The organism is Streptomyces aurantiacus (assembly GCF_001418335.1).
GTDB lineage: Bacteria > Actinomycetota > Actinomycetes > Streptomycetales > Streptomycetaceae > Streptomyces > Streptomyces aurantiacus.
Genome location: NZ_LIPP01000265.1, coordinates 1 through 20,235, shown reverse-complemented (window position 1 = coordinate 20,235; position 20,235 = coordinate 1). Strand labels below are relative to the sequence as shown.

The following is a 20,235-nucleotide window of genomic DNA, read 5'->3' as shown; positions in this document are numbered from 1 at the left end:
CTGCCCCCCGCCGCACCCACTGCCTCCCCGTGAAGCTCGCGACGTACGACAGTTTGCCACGGCCTGTTCACTCTCTGCAGTCTCCGCGGCAGGTTGGCCAGAGCTCGGACGCGGAGCTGGGCGACCGGGCGGACAGGCTCGGCCGCAGGCTCTTTGCCTTTGCGGTGATCTCCTTGCCCAGCAGCGGGGCGAGGTCTTGCTTGCGGGCGAGGCCGTTCTTCGCGCCGCCGGCAGGACCGGGCCGGGGACGAGTCGCACGCCGAACGACTGTGATCCTGCCGGGCGCCCGATGGTGAAAGTCTTTGGAGTGCGTGATCGTTGGGCAGTGCGTGCAGGACACTGTGGATGGTCGAGGGGACTGTTGTGAGGGTCGAACCTCCGCCGGAGCCGGTGTACTTCGTCAACCGCGACGACGAGCGGGAACGTGCCTTGCGGGCCGTGGCGGAATGGCGGAGCCGTTCCCGTCCGCTGGTCATGGCGCTGAGCGGGTCGGGTGGTTTGGGGACGCGCGCTACGCCTCTGAGGTCGTCCCCCTGCTTCCCGCGTCGGGCGGCAGCGTGGTGATCGTCACGAGTCATGGTCCGCTCCATGACCTCGAAGCCGGTGCCGCGGTGGATCTGGCGCTGCCTCCGCTGGAGGAGCGGGCAGCCACGGAACTGCTGGAACTGATCGTCCGTGACCACCGGCCGGCCGCCGACCCGCAGTCGGCACGGGCGGTGGTCCGGTTGTGCGACGGCCTCCCGGCGGCCCTGCACGTGGCCGGCCGGTGGGTGCGTACGCACCGGTTGCGCCCGCTCTCCCGTATCCTCGCCGATCTCCAGGCCGAGTTGGACGAGCAGGGTGTGTCGGGCGTGGAGCACATCTGGGACACGGCCTACGCCGGTCTGTCCCGCCCGGCGGCCCTGCTCTACCGGTTGCTTCCGCACCATCCCGGTGAGACGTTCACGCTCCACTCCGCCACCGCGTTGTCGGGGCTGGCACCGGAGGCCTGCCAGGACGCCCTGGAGGAGCTGGACCGGGCCGGATTACTGGACCTGCGTCTGCTGTCGCTGACGGAGGTCGGCCGGATGAGGGTGCCCGGGCCGCAGCGTGGGCACGCTCTGCGCCGGTCCCGTCGGGAGGCGCAGGACGGGCAAGTGGGCGAGGCGCAGGCCCGGTTGCTGCGCTGGCTCGTCCGGCAGGCGCAGCCGGCCGACCGGTTCGCCGCCGGTCGTCGGCTGACCGTTGTGGGTCTTCTCGATCCCGTTCCCGGTGCGCCGGACGTTCCGTTGGAGGATCCGGCAGCGGCCGTGGACGACGCGTCACGGGCTGAACGTGCCGAACGCGCGGCGCAGCACCTCGTCGACTGCCTGAGACGCCATGAGAGGCCCGACGAACTCAAGCGCGCGAAGCTGGCTTTCGTCTCGGTGGCGCAGGAGTGCTGCCGGCCCCGGTGAGCTTGGACGGGTCGCACTCGACGGGGGTGCGTGCGCAGGCGATGCTCGTCCTACTGCTGACGGCGCGGTGGCGTGACGGGGCGGCGGCGAGAAAAGGGTGGTTGGTTTGCTGTACATCGCGTTCCTGCGGGGAATGAACGTCCCCGGCCGTTCGGTGAAGATGGAGTACCTCCGCAGCGTGTTCGCGGACATGGGCTTCAGTTCGGTCCGCAGTTACATCCAGAGTGGAAACGTCTTCTTCGAGTCCGACGAGGACGACCGGGCGGTGCTGAGCGACATCATCAGCTCCCGTCTGCGGGAGACGCTCGGCTACGAGGTAGCGGTCTGCCTCCGGACGGTCCCGGAGTTGGAGGCGTTGGTCGCGCTCGACCCGTTCAAGGAGGTCACCGTCACCGACGACATGCGCTGCTGCGTGGTGTTCGCGACCGAGCGGCTCGATCCGGCGCTGGAGCTGCCGATGATCTCTCCGAAGAAGGACATGGAGATCATCCGTGCCAACCCGTACGAGGCCTTCGTCGTCTGGTACTTGATCAACGGCAAGGCGCCTGCCGCGAAGGGCTTCCAGGAGAGTGTGCTCGGGCGTGACGCGACCACGCGCTATTTCCACACCGTCGTCAAGATCCTTGACGCAGCCAAGAAGGGCGCGGTCTGACGCTCATTGAACGTCATCCACCGCCGTCGCCACCGCGAGCAGCAGCAGACGCGGACTGGGCATGAGGGCGCGGGCGATGAGCGACACCTCGCGGAGAAGCGGGTTGCCGTCGCGGACGAGGTCCACGTCGTGCGCGTGGAGTACCGGAGTCGTGTTCATGAGTCAGGCTCGCCCGGCCCGGTTGACGGCCGCCATGACCGCGTGCACCGACGCGGTGAGGACGGAGGTGTCCCGGCCCGCTCCCCAGCGGGTGGTGCCGTCCACCCGGCACTCGGCGTAGGCGACGGCGGGGCTCCCGGTGCCGGTGCCGGTGCCGGTGGCGGTGGCGGTGGCGGTGGTAGCTGTAGCGGTGGCGTGTTCGCTGAAGTCCAGGATGTCGACGGAGATGCCGGCGGTGCGCAGCGCGTCGGTGAGGGCGGACAGCGGCCCGTTGCCGTACCCCACGCAGGAACGCGCCTCGCCGTCGGCGCGCAGCGTGCAGGTGAACGTGTGCTCGCCGGGGCCGGTCTCCTCGGTGGCCCACGACTCCAGCGTGCGGGGGCCGTCCTGGGCCGGGGCGGTGTAGGTGCTGCGGAAGAGTTCCCACAGCTCCTTGTGGCTGAGTTCCTGCCCGGTCGCGTCGGTGACCTGCTGCACCGTACGGGAGAAGTCGGGGCGCATGCCCTGGGGCAGGTCCAGGCCGTGGTGGGTGCGGAGCAGGTGGGCCATTCCTCCCTTGCCGGACTGGGAGTTGATGCGGATGACTTCCTCGTACGTGCGGCCGATGTCGGCCGGGTCGATGGGCAGGTACGGCACCGCCCACGGGGCCCGTCCGGCCGGTACCCCCAGCTCGGCGGCCGTCCTGGCGTGCCGGGCCAGGCCCTTCGCGATGGCGTCCTGGTGGGTTCCGGAGAAGGCCGTGTGGACGAGGTCGCCGACGTAGGGGTGCCGTGGGTGCACCGGCAGCCGGTTGCAGTACTCCACCACCTCGCGCACCACGTCGATGTCGGAGAAGTCGATCATCGGGTTCACGCCCTGTGCGTACAGGTTGAGGGCCAGGGTGACCAGGTCGACGTTCCCGGTCCACTCGCCGTTGCCGAACAGGCAGCCCTCCACGCGCTGCGCCCCGGCCAGGACGGCGAGTTCGGCGCAGGCGACGCCGGTGCCGCGGTCGTTGTGCGGGTGCACGGAAAGGATCACGGACTCACGGCGGGCCAGGTGGCGGTCCATGTACTCGATCTGGTCCGCGTACACGTTCGGGGTGGCGATCTCCACCGTGGCCGGCAGGTTGTGGATCACCGGGCGGTCCGGGCTCGCGTCCCACAGCTCGGTGAGGCTGTCGCACACCTCCAGGACGAAGTCGGGCTCGGTGAGGTTGAAGACCTCGGGCGAGAACTCGAACCGGATGTCGGCGCCGGGCCGTTCCTCGGCCCGCCGCATCAGGTGGGTCGCGGCGTCCAGGATCAGCGTGTGGAGTTCGGTACGGGACCGTCCCAGGACCACGTCGCGCCAGGTGGGAGCGGTGGCGGTGTAGAGGTGGACGACGACGCGGTCAAGTCCTTCGACAGAGGCCACGGTCCGGTCGATCAGGTCCCGGCGGGCCGCGGTGAAGACGGAGACGGTCACGTCGTCGGGTACGGCGCCGCTGTACGCCAGGTGCCGTACGAAGTCGAAGTCGGTCCGGCTGGCGGAGGGGTAGCCGACCTCGATCTCCTTGTACCCCATCGTGGTCATGAGGTCGAACATGCGGCGCTTGCGCTCGGTGTCCATCGGCTCGGCCAGCGCCTGGTTGCCGTCCCGCAGGTCGACCGGGACCCACAGCGGTGCCTGGTGGAGCCGGCGGGAGGGCCAGGTCCGGTCGTCCGTCAGGGGGAGGGCGACCCGGGTGTGCGCGGGCTGGTAGCGATGGTGCGGCATCGCGCTGGGACGCTGGGGATTCCAGTCCGGCGCGTCCGCGGGAAGGTCGCCGGACGGGGTGCGCACGGTGGGAAACGCCGTGGTCTCCACCGAGGAGTTCGAGGAGTTCGAGGAAGTCGGAGGTTTCGAGTGGTTCGAGTGGTGCGAGTGGTGCGGGGAGTTCGGGGAGTTCGAAGAGTCCGAGGGGCCTGAGGAGCTGAAGGGGCCCAAGGGGCTCGCTGAGAACGACGCGGCCATGGTGCGGAACTTCTTTCGGTCGGCCATCGAGCGACCGGCGCAGCCCGAGCCCCGCTGCGGGGGGCCGGTCGTGTCAGGCCCCGCAGCGGCAGGCAAGGAGAAGGATCTCGCGCGGCGGCATGCCGGGTACAGTAACGGCAAACGAACTCCTCAGATAACCTGAGGGGTGTGAGGTACGAGATATGAGTAGGTGAGCGTCACATGTCGCTGAGTGCCTTGCGGCCGTCTCCGTTGGTCGAGCAGGCGACCGAGCGCCTGCGCGAACAGATCACCGGCGGCGACTGGCCCGTCGGAACGAAGCTGCCCGGCGAGACCACGCTGGCCAAGTCGCTCGGCGTGGGGCGCTCCACGGTCCGGGAAGCGCTGCGCGCACTCGCCGGGGCCGGGCTGGTGCGGCCTCGCCAGGGGTCCGGTGTCTTCGTCATCGCCACCAGCCCCAAGGAGGACTGGTCCGTCCGGCTGCGCAGGGCCGCGATCACCGACGTCTACGAAGTACGCATGCTCGTCGAGATCGAAGCCGCCCAACTGGCCGCCCGACGCCGCACCGAGGACGACCTGCTCGCCCTCGACTCGGCCCTGGCCGGGCGTCGCGCCGCCGCGAGCGGGAGCGACGCCGCGTTCGTCGACGCCGACATCGCCCTGCACGCGGTAGTGGTCGCCGCCGCGCACAACCCCGTACTCACCGGCCTGTTCGCCGAGTTCGTACCCGTGCTGCAGCAAGGGCTGAGCGACCTCGTCGAGTTGCTCGACCTGCGCGCGGCCGATCCGAACCACGGCGACGCCGCGCACGCCGCACTCGTGGACGCCGTGGTCCAAGGGGACGCGGAGGCGGCCGGACGCACGCTCAGGGAGGAACTGCGGCAGACACTCGCCCGTCTCCACTCCCTCTGATGAGTGGCTCTCTGACGAGTGGCTCTCTGACGAGTGGCTGATGTGCACGGTTCGGGCGCCGGCGGTCGTGGTCAAGATCCGCCAGGTTACGGGTCTGTCCCAGTGGTCGTTGCTCGCGGAAACGGTGCCGATCGTGCCCATCGCGCCGATCGGCTGCTGGAAACGGCGCCCTGGACGGCCGCCGGGCGGGCCCCGGCGGGCCGGGGGGCACCTGCGCCGGACTGTGCCTGTAACAGGGGTGTCCCGGGGGTGGCCTGGGCGGAACGGTTCGCCGGGTCGGAGGGCTCTTGGTAATCAGAAACGCCGGCTCGGACCGACTGGTACCGACCAGGACCGAGCAGCCGGGCACCCCACCCCCCCCGCTGAGACTGAGGAAGAAACAATGCGCGTTCGCAAGCTCACCTTCGCCGCCCTGGCTGTTGCCGCGGGTCTCGCGCTCACGGCCTGCAACGGCGACGACGTCGCGGTACAGCCCGACGAGTCGTCCGCGGCGTCTGCGTCTTCCTCGGGCGGCGGTTCGGGTTCGGGCGGTTCGGAGCAGGACGGCGGGAAGGAATCCGCGGGGGAGAGCACCGGCGGGCAGGACGCGACCGCCGGGAGCGGCTCCGGCGCGAACGCCGAGGTCGGCAAGTGCAGCACCGACGAACTGGAGGTCACCGCGACGGACAGCACCATCGACGGCGACTCCGAGGGCTCGGTCGCGGTCACGTTCAAGAACGGCGGCGGCCAGGACTGTTCCCTGTCCGGCTACGCGGGCGTCGACCTGAAGACCAGCGAGGGGGACCTGTCCGCCAAGCGCAGTGGTCAGGAGTCGAGCTCGATGACGCTCAAGGACGGCGAGTCGGTGTCGTTCGGCATCAACTACCCGATCAACGACTCGGGCGGCTCCGGCGTCAAGATCACCGGACTTGTGGTGACGCCGCCGGACGAGACGAAGTCGGTCACCCTCGAATGGCCGGGCGCCGCCTCCCTGCCCGTCACCGACGGTTCCGGCTCGGTCGTCGAGGTCGGCCCGATGGGCAGCGCGGGCCAGGGCGGGGCGAGCTGACCCGGACACGGGACGCGGGACGCGACCGCTCAGCAGGCTGTGATGGGCTCACCCTTCCAAGTACGCGAGGACGGCCAGGATCCGGCGGTTGTCGTCCTCGGACGGTTCGAGCCCGAGTTTGGTGAAGATGTTGTAGCTGTGTTTGCTGACGGTTTTCTCGGTGACGAACATCCGGGCGGCGATCGCGGCATTGGAACGGCCCTGGGCCATCAGCGAGAGGACCTCGTGCTCGCGCGGGGTCAGCGCCAGCAGGTGAGGGTCGGCCGAGCGGTGGGTCAGCAGGGCGGCGACCACGTCGGGGTCCATGATCGTGCTGCCTGAGGCGACCTGCCGGACGTGCTCGACGAACTGGTCGACGGCCATGACCCGGTCCTTCAGCAGATAGCCCACGGCTCCGGCGCGGTCCGACATCAACTCCCTGGCGTAGAGCTGCTCGACGTACTGCGAGAGCACCACGACGGGTAGTCCGGGGAGCTGCCTGCGCGCCTCGATCGCGGCGCGCAGGCCCTCGTCGGTGAAGGTCGGGGGCAGGCGTACGTCGACGATGGCGACGTCGGGCCGATGGGCCGTCAGCGCCCGGATGAGCGAGGGGCCGTTGTCGACGGCCTCCACGACCTCGAAGCCGTTGGCCTGGAAGATCCTGATCAGGCCCTCGCGGAGCAGGGCGAGATCCTCCGCTACGACGATGCGCACAGCAACGACATCCTTACCTCGGTGGGTCCGCCGGGCGGGCTGTCGACGGTCAGGGTGCCGTCGAAGGCGGCCAGGCGGCGGGCGATGCCGTGCAGACCGGTGCCGGCACCAACACCGGCGTCGGCACCGACACCCACACCGACACCCACACCGACACCGACACCGATGGCGGCGCCCCCGCGGCCGTCGTCGGACACCCGCATCGTCAGTTCCCCCGTGCCGCCGCCCCGGTGGGGCGTGAACTCCACCTCGATACGGATGTGCTGGGGCCGGGCGTGCTTGATGGCGTTCGACAGGGCCTCGGTGACGGCGAAGTAGGCCGCGGACTCGACCGGTGCGGGCAGCCGTCCGGGCAGGCGGGTCACCACCGTGGTCGGAATGGGGTTGACCAGGGCCAAGGCCCGCAGCGCGCCGTCCAGGCCACGGTCCGACAGGACCGGCGGATGGATACCGCGTACCAGGTCGCGCAGTTCGGCCAGCGCGTCGGTGGTCGCCTCCCGGGCCTCGGCCAGCATCCGCTGGACGGCCTGCGGATCGTTGGGCAGTAGCTGCTCGGCCAGGCCCAGGCTCATCCCCAGCGACACCAGACGGGCCTGCGCGCCGTCGTGCAGATCCCGTTCGATCCGGCGCAGTTCACCGGCCTGGGTGTCGACGGTGTCGGCCCGCGAGGCCGCCAACTGCTGGACGCGGGCCCGCAGTCGCGCCTGCTCGGTCGGGCCGAGCAGGGAGCGGATCACCAGGGCGTTGAGGTTCGCCAGACGCACGGCGGTGGTGTACCAGAGCAGCAGGAGCACCGGGCCGAGCGGGACCATGACGAACGACTCCTGGACGCTGCGCAGGCGGAAGCCGTTGCCCAGGGGAGTGCGGAACACCTGAGGCGGGGTCAACTGGTAGAGGAGCGGATAGATCAGGTAGAAGATCCCGCCGAGGAAGAGGATGAACGACAGCCCGTAGGTGAACCAGCCGGTGATCGAGTTGACCACCAGCCAGGCCCAGTCCCGCCAGGTCGCCGGGTCGCGCAGGATCGCCCACAGCCGCCTCGGCCAGCCGGCGTCCGGGGGCGGCAGGTAGGGCGGGGCCATCGGTTCGCCGAGCCGGTCGGCGGCCCAGTGGCGGTGCAGGCCGGCGAACCAGCGGACCAGGACGGTCGAGAGCAGGGTCAGCGGGATGCCGGCCCCGAGCGCGACGACCGCCACCGAGGTGATCCAGAGTGTGGCCAGGCCGGTACCGAGTGCCGTGCCGAGCAGCAGCACGAGCGACCAGCCCAGCAGGCTCACCCGCAGGGCTGGCCCGGAGGGCGGGGCGCCGCCGGGGAAGCGGCGAGTCGCGCTGGGATCGGTCATCACGCTCCATCATCTTGCATCTGTGCCGGTGCCGGTGGCGTACCTCGATCACCGCAATCACCTCGATCACCTCGATCATGACCGGGTGGCCGGGGGTCGCACAGTGGGGTTTTCTCCACCTTCCCGGGGGCTCAGCCCCCGTGTTCCGTCGCCCCGGCCCGACGAGGCTGGAAGGGCAGGAAGGCGTCGACGGGCAGCACCGCCGCCGACCAGTGGCCTGCATCCGTGCGCCGGCGTCGGACGATCCGAGGCCGGTGCCCTCTCGTTCAGGAGGCCCTTCATGACCGCAGACACGTCCGCAGACGTGACCGCGAACACAACCGCAGAGGTGCCGTCCCCGCGCCACCGCCGCCGCCGCGCAGGCCTGACGCTTCTCGTGGCCGCGGCCCTGACCGGCACCCTCGGCGCCTGCGGCGGGGCGGCGGCCCGGCAGCCGTCCGCACCCGTCGGCGCGGATGTGTCCCAGCAGGCCCGACTGGCCGAGCTGGTCCGGCAGGACGTGGCCGTCGGAGCCCCCGGGGTGATCGTCCGGGTCGACGACGGTCACGGGCGGCCGATCGAGATCGCCCGGCAGGCGTCCTGGAGCAGGGCCGACCACACCCTTGCCGCGAAGGACAAGTTCCGGATGGGTTCCAACACCAAGACGATGGTCGCCACCGTGGTCCTGCAACTGGTCGCCGAACACCGGCTCAAGCTGAGCGACCCGGTCGACGCGTGGCTGCCCGGCCTGGTTCCCAACGGGTCCGCGATCACCGTACGCATGCTGCTCAACCACACCAGCGGCCTGTTCGACTACACCGACGACCCCGACGTGCTCAAGGCGTTCACCGGCCAGGACACCAGGATCTGGACGCCCGAGGAGCTGATCGCCGCCGGTGTCCGGCACGACCCGCTGTTCGCACCCGGCACGGACTACGCCTACAGCAACACCAACTACGTCGCGCTCGGCCTGGTCGCCGAGAAGGCGACCGGACACACTCTGGGCGACCTGATCCAGCAGCGGATCGCCGGCCCGCTCCACCTGAGGAACACGTACCTGGTCACCGGCACCGATACCGGCCCCGATGCCAAGAAGAGCCCCGTACTCGCCCACGGTTACGAGCCCGACGCCGCTCGCCTCGCCCCGCTGCTGCCTCCGGGCACGCCCGCCGGGACCGCGTTCGCCGGTCCGGCCCGGTCCGAGGGTTACGTCGACACCACCTGGGTCAACGCCAGCACGGAATGGGCCGCGGGCGGCATGGTCTCCACCGCGCGGGACTGGGCCCGCTTCGACAGCGCGCTGCTGTCCGGCAAGCTCCTGCCGGCCGCCCAGCTGAAGGAGATGAAGACCACCGTCGCAGAGGAGTCCGAGTTCCCGAACCGCCGGTACGGGCTCGGGCTGGAGAAGGTGACCACCCCCTGTGGCACCGTCTGGGGCCACAACGGCCAGGTCCCCGGCTACTCCAGCGAGGCCTACACCGACGCCACCGGCCGGCGTACGGCCTCGGTCCTCACCTCCACGATCTTCGGCCTGGCCTCGCCGAAGCCCGGCGCCGCCAACCAGGCCGTGGTGAACGCCGCGGTGTGCACCATGCTCGGCAAGCCGATCCCCGCCACGGCCGCGTCCCCGGCGGCCTGATTCCCGCCGCCTGATCCCGGCCGCTTGCCCCCGGCTCGGCCCATCCCTCGCCCGTCGCGTGAGCCGTCCCGTCCCCTCTCGCTTCCTGCTGCAGAGAAGAAGGTTGTTCAGTCATGTCCGCACTGGCCAGATGGTGCTTCCGCCACCGCCTTGTCGTCGTCGGGATCTGGGTCGCGTTGCTGGTCGCGCTCGCCGTGCCGTACGCGATGCTCGGAACCAGCTACTCCAACGCGTTCAGCCTGCCCGGGGCCGAGTCCGCCAAGGCACAGGCACTGCTTCAGTCCGCCGCGCCCCAGCGGGCCGGGGACAGCGACCAGATCGTCGTGCACGTACGCGACGGCTCGGTCCGGGACGCCGCCGTACGGGACAAGGTCACCCCGATGCTGGCCAAGGTCGCGAAGCTGCCCTCGGTCGCCTCGGTGACCAGCATGTACGGCCCCGCCGGAGCACCGCAGATCAGCAAGGACGCCACCACCGCCTACGCGACGGTGACCTTCGACGCGACGGCCGACCGGATACCGGTCGCCGACATCACCCGGGTCGTCGACACCGCCCAGGCCGCCCGTGACGCGGACCTCCAGGTGGAACTCGGCGGCCAGGCCGTCAGCACCGCGGCCGAGGGCACCACCCAGAGCACCGAGGCGATCGGCATCGCCGCCGCCGGCGTCATCCTGTTCGTCGCCTTCGGCTCACTCCTGAGCATGTTCGTGCCCCTGCTCGTCGCGGTCGCCGCACTCGGCGCCGGGCTGATCACCGTCGGACTGACCTCGCACCTGATGACCCTGGGCAGCATCGCCCCCACGGTGGCGGCCCTGATCGGGCTCGGCGTCGGCATCGACTACGCGTTGTTCATCGTCAGCCGCCACCGGACCGGCCTGCGAGCGGGACTGCCGCCCGAGGAGGCGGCGGTCCGCGCGCTCAACACCTCCGGGCGGGCGGTGGTCTTCGCCGGCCTCACCGTGGTGGCCGCGCTGCTGGGCCTGCTCGTACTGGGCATCGGGCCCCTGACCGGCATGGGTGTCAGCGCCGTCACCGCCGTCCTGTTCACCGTGGCCGCGGCGGTGACCCTGGTGCCGGCCCTGCTCGGCGTCTTCGGCACCAGGCTGCTGAGCCGGCGCCAACGACGCGCCCTCGCCTCGCACACCTCGCCCGCCTCCCACGTCTCCCGCGCTCACGGCCGGGGCCGCTGGGCCGAGCGGGTCGAACGCCGCAAGACGCTGTACGCCCTTGGCGCGCTCTTGGTCATCGCCGTACTGTCGCTGCCCACGCTCTCCCTGCGCCTGGGCGCCTCCGACGCCGGGAACGACCCGAAGGCCAGCACCACCAGAGCCGCCTACGACCTGCTCGCCGAGGGCTTCGGACCTGGTTCCAACGGGCCGTTGGTACTCGTGGCGCAGCAGGGCTCGCCCGGCGACGGTCCCGCCCTGAAGGCCCTGGTCCGCGATGTACGGCAGACGCCCGGCGTGGCCTCGGTGGCCTCGGTGGCCGTCGGGGCGGGCGGCGCGACAGGCGGGCTGTCCGTGATCGACGTGGTTCCGACCAGCGCACCTCAGGACAAGGCGACCAGCACCCTGGTCACCCACCTGCGCGAGGACGTCATTCCGGCCGCGGAACGCGGGACCGGTCTGACCGTCCACGTGGGCGGCCCGACGGCGGCCTCCGCCGACCTCGCCGACACAGTGACCGGCAAGCTGTCGCTGTTCCTCGCGGTGATCGTCGGACTCGGCTGTCTGCTGCTCATGATCGCGTTCCGCAGCGTCCTGGTGCCGCTGACCGCCGCCGTGATGAATCTGCTCGCCTCGGCCGCGTCCTTCGGGGTCGTCGTGGCCGTGTTCCAGTGGGGATGGGGCTCGGAACTCCTGGGCCTGGGCAAAGCAGGTCCGGTCGAGGCCGAACTGCCCCTGATCATGCTCGCGATCCTCTTCGGCCTCTCCATGGACTACCAGGTCTTCCTGGTCAGCCGTATGCACGAGGAGTGGGAGCAGACCCGCGACAACCACCGCGCGATCCGGATCGGCCAGGCCGAGACCGGCCGGCTGATCAACGCCGCCGCCCTGATCATGATCTGTGTCTTCACGGCCTTCGTCTTCGCCGGCCAGCGGGTCATCGCCGAGTACGGCGTGGGACTGGCCGCGGCCGTCGCGATCGACGCGTTCGTCCTGCGCACCGTCCTGGTCCCCGCGCTGATGCACCTGCTGGGCCCGGCGAACTGGTGGCTGCCCGGCTGGCTCGACCGGCTTTTGCCGAGGCTGTCCATCGAGGGCGCACCGGTCTCCGGCCCGGCCTTCGCCGCACCCGCACCCGCACCCGCACCCGCGAGTAAGGGCAAGGGCAGGGCCGCCGGACCGAAGGCTCCGAAGTCGGTCGGTGTCGCGTACCTCTGGTGGTTCTTCCTCGGCCTGTTCGGCGGACACCACTTCTACCTCGGCCGGACCGGCCGGGGACTGGTCGACCTGTTCACCATCGGCCTCTGCGGTCTGGGCTGGCTCGCCGACGGGGCCACCCTGCCCCGCCAGGTCCGCAGCGCGAATGCCCGCAGAGCCCCGCGAGACGTCCTGCCCCGTGCGAACGACGAGGTCGCCCCCGACTTCTACCGGTCCGTTCGCTGACCGAGGCGGCACTCGCCGAGCCGGAGCCGGCGGCTACGGCGCGGCTACGGCACGGTCACGTCGGTGAGTTCGTGGGGTCCGCCCCCAGGATGGTGCCGAGGCGGTCGACGACCGCGGCGTACTCGCTGTCGCCCTTCTTGATTGCTGACTCGGCCTCGGCGCTCTGGGCGGTGTCGTTGTCCCGGATGGCGGCGGCGCAGTCGGCCGCGCCCTGCTCCAGGTCGGCGAGTGCCGAGGCCCACGCGGCCTGGGCAGGTGCGTCGGGGATGGGGTCGAAGGTCTTGAGGATGCGGACGTCGTGGGCGAGTTCGTTGCACGCGGTCAGGACGGTGCCGGCGTCGGAGGTCGCGGAGCCGGCGGTGTATCTGGACAGGACCTTGTCCAGGGATTCGAGGCCCTCGTGGTGGCGGCTGTCCTTGAACCACGCCACGACGGCGACGGTGTCCCTGGCGGAAAGTGACGCCGGGGGAGCGGTCGTTGCGCTGCCGGCCGATGCGTCACTGGCTCGGGAACCGCCGGTGGACGCGCCGGTGGACGGCTCGGTGGACGCGCCGCCGCACGCGGTGAGCGGCAGCAGGACGCAGGTGGCGGCGACGGCGAGGCTGAGGACACGGGCACCCATGGGACCTCCGGTGAGTCGAAGAGGGGCCGTGCGGCCGGGCCCTGATGAGCTGCGCGCCGTTCGGACGGTACGGATCGTCGTCCTGGTCATGGTCCCCTCTTCGTCGTCTGCCCTGCCTGACGACGTGGACGGTAGGCGGCCGGTGGCACCTACCGATCCCAGGTTCGCCCGGGTGTTCCCGTACGTCGTAATCTCGTGCCATGCCGCCGCCTCTGAGTCAGCCGACCAGTGAGCGTCGTCCGCGCGCCATGGTCATCGACAGGGCCTGGCGCGGCCTCGGACCGGGGCTGGATTCGCTGAGCGGTCCCGGTGGTGCGCCGTTGACCCGGACGGTCAAGCTGATCGTGCTGCCGCTGGTGGTCAGGCCGTCGCTGCATCCGGAACTCGCGGCCGACTTCCTCGCCCCGCCTCAGGCCGCGCGGCTTGAGACGTTGATCCGGGAGGCCGGCGCGCGACTGGTGGCAACGGCGCAGTGGTTCACGCTGCTCAAGAAGACCCGTCGGGCGCTGGGAATCGTGGCGGGCAACCCCCAGGACCTGTACTTCCAGCTCTGCTTCGAGCTGGCCACCGAGCACGAAGAGCCCTCGAACGGTGCGGAAGCAGTGGCCAGGGCCGCCCTGGTGGAGGTGGCGAATGCCGCCGGCGGGCGCACGGTGGAGGCGCTGAAGGATCATCTGGCCGATGACGTCCGGCGTTCGCGGCTCGACGGGGACCTGGCCGCCGCCTGGGAGAGCCGTCAGACGGCCCCGGCCGGTGACGCCGACGTGGCAGCCCGTGCGGCGGCCCAAGCGGCGGCCTCGGTTCTCGAAGCCTGTGGGGCGCCGGGCCCGGAGAGGGATTCGGCGTCGTTCGAGGCCATGGTCGAGGGCGGCCACGGCAGCCTGCTCGGCCGGGCCCTGTGGGCACGGGCGGGTGGTGGTGTCTCTGGTGCTGTCTCTGGTGCTGTCCCGGGTGGTGTCCCGGGTGGTGTCTGGGGACGCGACGATCTGCCGGCCCACCTGAAACTGACCGAGCATCTGGTGCCGCCGCGACCGGAGGTCGGACGTGGAGCCTCGACCGCCACGCTTCCGGCGCCGTTGGACCGCACGCTCTTCGAGCGGCTCTTCGTCGTGTTGCAGTCGTCGGTGCGGCGCGAGGAGTTGCCGACGGTGCCGGAGCTCGTCCGGCGGGAGGTCGGCCGCAGTTGTGCTCCGCTCGGCCTGCACGACGAGAGCCTGCGGGTCGCCGTGGTCCTCGGCGGGCGGCTCGCGGTCGGCCTTGATCCGCTGGGCGACGGGGACTCCGTGCCGGGGCGGACGGCGGCGCACCGTGCCGTCAACAGCCGCTGGCAACGGGAGGCATCGGTCCTCCGCGCCCGCAGGATGACCGTTTCTCCGCGACCCGACCCCGACGGCGGTGTGCTGGACGCGCTCGCCCGGGACCTTCGTACCCCGTGGGTCGCCTACATGCGGCGGCTGTGGGTGCGGCTGCACGGGCGGGACGTCCGCGACGCGCCGCTGAACGACATGGCGTCGGCCTGGGCACTGCTCGACGGGGTCGCCCGCTCGGTGATGATGGACCACCGCGCCCGGGTCCGCGCGGCGCTGCGCACGCTGTCGGCGACCGCCGCGCCGACCGTGGCGCCGACCGCCGCGCCGGCGGCCGGGCAGAGGAGCTCGTGATGCCCGAGGCCGGCCAGGACATCCAGGTCACGCGCGCCGAGGACGGCACCGTAGACGGCACCGTACGGGTCGGCGACGAGCCCGCGGGGCCCGACTTCACGCGGGCTGTGCTCGACGTCGCGGGCGCGGTGCTGACCTGGCCCGTCCTCGGTGCTCCGGGTGCTCCGGGCCTGCCGACCGCACACGTCCACGACGCGGGGCGGGCGCAGCAGTGGCTGTGGGCGCTCTACGGCGAGCGCGTCGCCGACGCCGTGCACGACTGCGCGACGGGGACGCCGTCGGGGGCGTCGGCCGGTGTGACGGTGGCGGTGGAGGCGGTGGAGGCGGTGGAGGCGACCACTCTGGCGGGCGGTGCCGCCCGGCTCGCCTTCGGGCACTGGGCGTCCCGGTGGTGGCCGGCCTCGTACATGGAGGGGACAGCGGGGCTCGAACCGGGCGTGCTCGGGCTGGAGTTGGCCGCGCTCACCCACCGGTGCCACCAGCTGTTCGACACCGCCTTCGACGATCAGCCCGAGCCCGATGACTGTGCGGCCGAACTGATAGCAGAACATCAGACGGCGCTCGACCTGTTGGTCCGGTGGTGGCTCGCGCCGTCGCAGCCGGCCGACACGGCGCGCCACCTGGACAGCGTGCTCCGGCTGATCGACGACGCGGCCGACAGCGCCGGACTGGACGGCCCGGCACTGCGTCACCTTCGGGCGTCCCTGGACCAGGACCAGCCCCGTCCGGCCGGTACGCCGGTCGACCTCGGCACCCTCTTCGCGCGGCCCAGGGGGTACGCCCTGGCGGCGGGCGAGCCGCTCACCGCGGGCAGCCGGGTGATCACCCGGGGCACGGGCGGCAACGACTGGCGCCGCTACCCGCCCGGCTTCGTCGACGCCGCCGAGGACGCGGTGTCCTGGACCGTCCGCGCGGTCGGCGCCCGCCGCCGGATCGAGGTCGAGGTCGTCGCGGACGTCGCCGCCCCCACCGCCGGGGCGGCCCTTGTGGCCGAGGTCCGGGTGGACGGCGACCGGGCGGTCCGGGTGCCTCTCGTCCTGCGGGACGACCTGTGGACCGGCCGTGCGGACCTGAGCAGCCTGGGCCTCGACCTTGACCTGGGCCCGGACCGCGGTCTGCCGTCGGCCGCGATGCCGCCGCGCATCGAGGTCGGCGTCCTGCTCCCCGGCTTCGACCCGGGTCCCGGTGCCCCCGGCGACGCCGCCCACCGAGACGCGGTCCGCGCCCTGGCCAGGCAGCGGCTGGCGGCTGCGGCGCGGCCATCGCCGTACGCCGGCGCGTTCCCGGAGCCGTTCCTCGCCGAGATCGCCGCGGTCGCTGCCGTGGAGGAGGACTTCTAGCCCATGCCGGAAGACGAAACAGACGAGACAGACGAAACAAAAGAGACAGACGAAACAGAACAGGCGGACGAAACAGAACAGGCGGACGAAACAGAACAGGCGGAGCAGGCAGGGTGGTCGGCCGGGGTCAGCTACGGCGAGCCCTTCGACAGTGGCTTCCAACGTGCTGAGCACCATCAACTGACCCCCGATCTCCCGGCCGCGCAGGCCGTCTACGAGGAACTGCTCACCCTCGCCGAGTCGTTCGAGGACTCGCCCGATGTGCGGCTCCTGCGGGGGCACCTGCTGTCCGACATCGGGACGGTCCAGCTCACGGCCACGGATCTGCCCGGTGCGGCCCTCTCCGTCGAGCGGGCCCTCGGCCTGGTACGGGGCGTCGCGGCCGAGCCGATGGGACCCCGCGGCCGTCAACTGTGGCTGGAGGTCCTGCTGAAGACACTGCTGGCCAGGACCGAACTGCTGCGCAGGACCGGGAACTTGGACGAGGCGCAGGCGACGGTGGACGAGGCGGCGACCCTGCTGGCCGAGTTCGACGATCCCGAGGGGCTGCGCACCGCGGAGATCGGCCGGACCCGGGTGCATCTGCTGGTGGACCGGAGCGAGTGGGGCGCGGCCGAGGAGCTGGCTTCGGCGCTGCTGTCGCTCACGTCCGCGACCACGCCCGCGACCACGCCCGCGATTACGTCCGCGATCACGTCCGAGACCACGCCCGTGGTCGTGCCGCCGTTGATCGTGGCGCAGCTGCTGGACTGCCTGGGCGTCATCTGCGCCTCGACCAGGCGGTTCGACCTGGCCGAGGATTACTTCGCCCGCGCGGACGACGGTTATCGGGCGATCGGACACCTCGCCGAACGGCAGCAGCTGATCTCCCACCGGGCGTACGCCGCGATGCGCGCCGGCGACCTCGACCGCGCGGAACAGCTGTACGCCGAGGCCTCCGCGATCTTCGAGCGGCAGGGCCGGTCCGAGGACCTCGCGGTCTGCGAACAGGCGCGCGCTGCCCTCGCCGAGCACCGCGGCGACGCCGCCGGCGCGACCGGCCTGATGGCGTCGAGCCTGGCCCGCTTCGAACGGCTCGGCTCCGCGATCGCCGCCGCCGACACCATGCTGCTGGCCGCCCAGCACGCGTACGACCGGGGCGACATCGCCGAGTTGCGGCGGCTGGCCCAGGCGGCGCGCGACGTGTACCAGGAGCGCGGGGTGTACGAGCGGTGCGCACAGGTCGACCTGATGCTCGCCCGGATCCTTGAGGACAACCTGAACCGTATCGACCCCAGTGACTACGAGCCGGCGTCGATCACCACCGCGATCAGCACCGCGGTCTCCCTCGCGCTTCCCGTCGCGCTGGCGCTGGAGGCGGCACGCTACGACTTCGCCACCGCCCACGCGCGCAGCCAGTGGCTGGAACTGGCCGACGACGCCATGCGGTTGGCCTTCCGCCTCGTCAACCGCGGCGGTGACCAGGGACTGCTCTTCGAACTGGTGGAACACCGCTGTGCGGGCGCCTCGCTGGTGCTGGGCCGCACCGGGCGTACGCCGCCCGCGGCCACCGGCGAGGGGACGGTCTTCCCGGACCCCGCCATGAAGACGTACGCGCCCGCGCCCGCTACGTCTGCCACGTCCGCCGACGGCCCGATGACGCTCGGCGGCGTGGCGGCCGAGGCCGCCGCCTCCGTCGGCCTGCGCGTCGCGCCGCCGCCGAGGGTGGTGATGTCACCGGAAACGGGGCGCGTCGCGCTTGAGCAGTACATCAAGGCGGCCGAGTTCCGCTATCACCGGCGGATCGTGAGCGAGGAAGAGGTGCTGTTCTGGTCACCGACGACCTGACGAACCGCCCGGTGGTCCAGGTCCGGCTGGCCGACGCCGGCGACCTGTACATGACCTGGACGTGGACGCGGGTGGCCCAGGGGTTCGGCACCGGGTACGCGCCCTTCGAGGAGGTCGACCGGGCGGTCCGCGCGCTGACCGCCGCACTGCCCGGCGCGGGCGAGGGGGCGGAGGGGATGCGGCGCGCCTTCGCGTCAGGGGCGATGGCCGGGTACGAGGCCGAACGCAGGCTCGCGCGTGTGCTGGCCGAGGCGTTGTGGCCGCCGGGCCTGACCGAGCAGATCCGCCACGTGTCGGAGCGCGCGGGCCGCCCGCTGGTACGCATCCAGCCGTCGCCCCGGGTCGCCCAGATCCCGTGGGAACTGCTCGCCGTGGACCATGACGATGACGGCAGGGGCGGTGCGGGCGGCGGTGATGTACGGCTCATCGACCTCGCGGACGTCGTGACCACCGCGCCGGCCTCGCTACGACGACCCGGCGCCGGCGCCGACCTCGCGGCCGGTGCCGGTACGGACGCCGATACGGACGGCGATGCCGATGCCAACGCCGACGCTGACGCCGTCGTGCTCGTCCTCGACCCCCGGGTGCCCGGGTTCCGGGCCGACTCGCCGCTCGGCTCGGTGCTGGGCCCGCCCGGGGCGGACCCGGCGCTGCTGGCGCTCGTACAGCGCCGTCTCGACGCGGGTACCGTCGTGCCGCCCGTGGCCGCCCCCGCAGAGGCGTTTCGCCGCACCGACCTGGACCGGGACTGGCTGGGCGGCGTGCTGCGGAAGGGGGCGCGCCGGCTGATGTACGTCGGACATGTGCGCGGCGCGCCGGTCGAGGGCGGGCAGAGCGAGGACGGCACGCTTCATCTGTGCTGCGGCCCGGACACCGATGGGCTGACGGAGGTGATCCGTACCCACCGGCCGCTGTCGGCCAAGGATCTCCTCCTGGGCACGCTCCCCCTGCGGGCCGACGGCGTCCCCGGGGCCCATCTGTGGCCCGCGCCCGCGCGCGTCGCCCTGATCGCCTGTGAGAGCGGCGGCGATCTGCGGTTCGCCGAGTCGTTCGGCCTCGCGTCCGCGATGATCCACAACGGTGCCGAACTGGTCACCGCCACCCGCTGGGTACTGCCCACCAGCCTCGCCTTCCACCGGCTGGCCGGCGCGCCCGAGTCCGTACGCCCGCTCACCGAGGCCGTCGTCGCCGTCGACGCCGCCCACGAACACCGCGACCCCGTGCACAGCCTCGGCGGCTGGCAGCGGGAGCAACTGGACCGCTGGCGCACCGGCGGCCGGATCGAGCACTCGCCCCTGCTGTGGGCGGCCATGACCTGCATCGTCAGGTGACGGGCACGAGGTGGAAGAGGGAGTTCGCGCCTGTCGCGACCGTCGCGATCGCGGCGAGCCGCAGCATCACGACGAACCTGACGGCCGCCGCCCGGTCGCGGCGGTCGTGGTCGAGGTCGGGGGTGAGAACGGACCAGTCGGCGGGCGCGTAGTGGATCGTGAGTTCGCGGCCGAGGGACAGACCGGGCTTCGGGATGCCTTCGCGGCAGAGCGCGGTGACAAGGATTCCCCCACGGGTGGTGAAGGCGACGACGGGCGCGTGGTTGACGATCTCGGAGCCCTCACCGTCGGTGTAGACGTCCTTGGTGACGGCCACCACGCGGCCCGGGACGGCGACGGCCCCGTCCAGCAGCGCGGCGCGGGCGCGCACGCTCCGGATGTCCCGGCTGAGCGCGCCGATGAGGAACAGCAGGCCGCCGAGGCAGATCAGCCCTGTCGGCCAGCCCCGCGCGAAGAACGACTGGACGACCAGCCCCACCAGCAGCAGAAAGACCATGCAGTTCGGCGCCCCCAGCCCCCGCGTCTCCCCCACCGTGTCCAGCATCAGGTGGAACCGCTCGGGCCGCCCCCGCGGATAACGCACCGGGAACTCCCGCCCCAACCATGCCGCGTCCACCACGTGGTTGTTCCGCCCCGCGTGCCGCAGCCTGAACTCCATCCCCGTGTCCGGGTCCTGGAACACCACCGTCACCGGTATCCCGGGCCTCTTGGAGTCCCCGTGCTCCGGCTGATGCACCTCCACCACCCGCGCCGTCACCCACACCGCCCGCTGTGGCCGCGTCACCCCGGCCAGCGAGCCCCCGTACCCCACCAGCGCCAGCCCCGCCGGCACCGTCCACCACAGGCCCAGCATCCCCTGCCAGTTCATCGGGCGGCGCCGGTCAGACCACCCCGGCGTAGAGATAGCCGCCGGGGTTCGCGGGATCGGCCAGCAGGAGTACCTGGTCGCCGGGGCGGGGGATCTGCAGCTTGGACACCAGGGTCTGCAGGGTGACCTGGTCGCCCGCCGCTCCGGCCGGCCGGACCACCAG

Annotated in this window: 17 protein-coding genes; 11 read left to right on the top strand and 6 right to left on the bottom strand. The window is 71.8% G+C overall.

Annotated features, from left to right (window positions below):
* Positions 1-557: 557 nt before the first annotated feature.
* Entirely contained in the window at positions 558-1,436 is an 879-nt protein-coding gene (locus AOK01_RS30150) for a hypothetical protein (RefSeq protein WP_055517217.1), read from the top strand.
* 106 nt (positions 1,437-1,542) lie between these two features.
* Positions 1,543-2,088 (top strand): DUF1697 domain-containing protein, encoded by a 546-nt coding sequence (locus AOK01_RS30145; protein WP_055517215.1) that lies wholly within the window; start codon positions 1,543-1,545, stop codon positions 2,086-2,088.
* Positions 2,089-2,091: 3 nt separating this feature from the next.
* Here AOK01_RS30145 and AOK01_RS43770 read toward each other — a convergent pair whose 3' ends face one another.
* Positions 2,092-2,247 (bottom strand): hypothetical protein, encoded by a 156-nt coding sequence (locus AOK01_RS43770; RefSeq protein WP_157871539.1) that lies wholly within the window; start codon positions 2,245-2,247, stop codon positions 2,092-2,094.
* 3 nt (positions 2,248-2,250) lie between these two features.
* On the bottom strand, positions 2,251-3,984 hold the full coding sequence (leuA, locus tag AOK01_RS30140; protein WP_245702473.1) for a 2-isopropylmalate synthase: 1,734 nt from the start codon (positions 3,982-3,984) through the stop codon (positions 2,251-2,253).
* Between the two features lie 79 nt (positions 3,985-4,063).
* Between leuA and AOK01_RS45480 the strand changes: the two genes are divergently transcribed.
* From AOK01_RS45480 to AOK01_RS30125, 3 genes are all read left to right on the top strand, one after another.
* Positions 4,064-4,384: a hypothetical protein gene (locus AOK01_RS45480; RefSeq protein WP_055517211.1), complete on the top strand. Its 321-nt coding sequence runs from the start codon at positions 4,064-4,066 to the stop codon at positions 4,382-4,384.
* 38 nt (positions 4,385-4,422) lie between these two features.
* Positions 4,423-5,112, top strand: coding sequence for a FadR/GntR family transcriptional regulator (locus AOK01_RS30130; protein WP_055517209.1), 690 nt, complete (start codon positions 4,423-4,425; stop codon positions 5,110-5,112).
* A 382-nt stretch (positions 5,113-5,494) separates the two neighbouring features.
* Positions 5,495-6,160 (top strand): DUF4232 domain-containing protein, encoded by a 666-nt coding sequence (locus tag AOK01_RS30125; protein WP_055517208.1) that lies wholly within the window; start codon positions 5,495-5,497, stop codon positions 6,158-6,160.
* 48 nt (positions 6,161-6,208) lie between these two features.
* On the opposite strand, the gene AOK01_RS30120 is transcribed toward AOK01_RS30125, so the two are convergent.
* Together AOK01_RS30120 and AOK01_RS30115 are read right to left on the bottom strand one after the other, a co-directional pair.
* Positions 6,209-6,853, bottom strand: a complete 645-nt coding sequence (locus tag AOK01_RS30120) for a response regulator transcription factor (protein ID WP_055517206.1) — start codon at positions 6,851-6,853, stop codon at positions 6,209-6,211.
* Positions 6,838-8,196, bottom strand: coding sequence for a sensor histidine kinase (locus AOK01_RS30115; RefSeq protein ID WP_055517203.1), 1,359 nt, complete (start codon positions 8,194-8,196; stop codon positions 6,838-6,840). Before AOK01_RS30115 ends, AOK01_RS30120 begins: the two co-directional genes overlap by 16 nt.
* 280 nt (positions 8,197-8,476) lie before the next feature.
* Between AOK01_RS30115 and AOK01_RS30110 the strand changes: the two genes are divergently transcribed.
* Positions 8,477-9,814: a serine hydrolase domain-containing protein gene (locus tag AOK01_RS30110; RefSeq protein ID WP_079103873.1), complete on the top strand. Its 1,338-nt coding sequence runs from the start codon at positions 8,477-8,479 to the stop codon at positions 9,812-9,814.
* Positions 9,815-9,927: 113 nt separating this feature from the next.
* Positions 9,928-12,423 (top strand): MMPL family transporter, encoded by a 2,496-nt coding sequence (locus tag AOK01_RS30105; RefSeq protein ID WP_063792889.1) that lies wholly within the window; start codon positions 9,928-9,930, stop codon positions 12,421-12,423.
* Between the two features lie 55 nt (positions 12,424-12,478).
* Here AOK01_RS30105 and AOK01_RS30100 read toward each other — a convergent pair whose 3' ends face one another.
* Positions 12,479-13,045 (bottom strand): hypothetical protein, encoded by a 567-nt coding sequence (locus AOK01_RS30100; protein ID WP_055517201.1) that lies wholly within the window; start codon positions 13,043-13,045, stop codon positions 12,479-12,481.
* A 200-nt stretch (positions 13,046-13,245) separates the two neighbouring features.
* Between AOK01_RS30100 and AOK01_RS30095 the strand changes: the two genes are divergently transcribed.
* From AOK01_RS30095 to AOK01_RS45470, 4 genes are read left to right on the top strand one after another with little or no spacing between them, the layout of a single operon-like run.
* The gene (locus AOK01_RS30095; RefSeq protein WP_055517200.1) at positions 13,246-14,706 is read left to right on the top strand and encodes a hypothetical protein; all 1,461 of its coding nucleotides are present in this window, start codon (positions 13,246-13,248) and stop codon (positions 14,704-14,706) included.
* Positions 14,706-16,046 carry a hypothetical protein gene (locus AOK01_RS30090; RefSeq protein ID WP_055517198.1) on the top strand — a complete coding sequence of 447 codons (1,341 nt, stop codon included), beginning with the start codon at positions 14,706-14,708 and terminating at the stop codon, positions 16,044-16,046. The genes AOK01_RS30095 and AOK01_RS30090 overlap by 1 nt, the downstream gene beginning before the upstream one ends.
* Positions 16,047-16,049: 3 nt before the next feature.
* Positions 16,050-17,873, top strand: a complete 1,824-nt coding sequence (locus AOK01_RS45475) for a hypothetical protein (RefSeq protein WP_245702472.1) — start codon at positions 16,050-16,052, stop codon at positions 17,871-17,873.
* A gap of 11 nt (positions 17,874-17,884) precedes the next feature.
* Complete coding sequence (locus tag AOK01_RS45470; RefSeq protein WP_245702471.1) at positions 17,885-19,204, top strand: CHAT domain-containing protein; 1,320 nt, start codon at positions 17,885-17,887, stop codon at positions 19,202-19,204.
* Here the strand turns inward: AOK01_RS45470 and AOK01_RS30075 are convergent.
* A complete protein-coding gene (locus AOK01_RS30075) occupies positions 19,197-20,072 on the bottom strand; it encodes a DUF3592 domain-containing protein (protein WP_055517194.1) in 876 nt (291 codons plus the stop codon). The genes AOK01_RS45470 and AOK01_RS30075 overlap by 8 nt on opposite strands.
* Positions 20,073-20,235 lie beyond the last annotated feature (163 nt).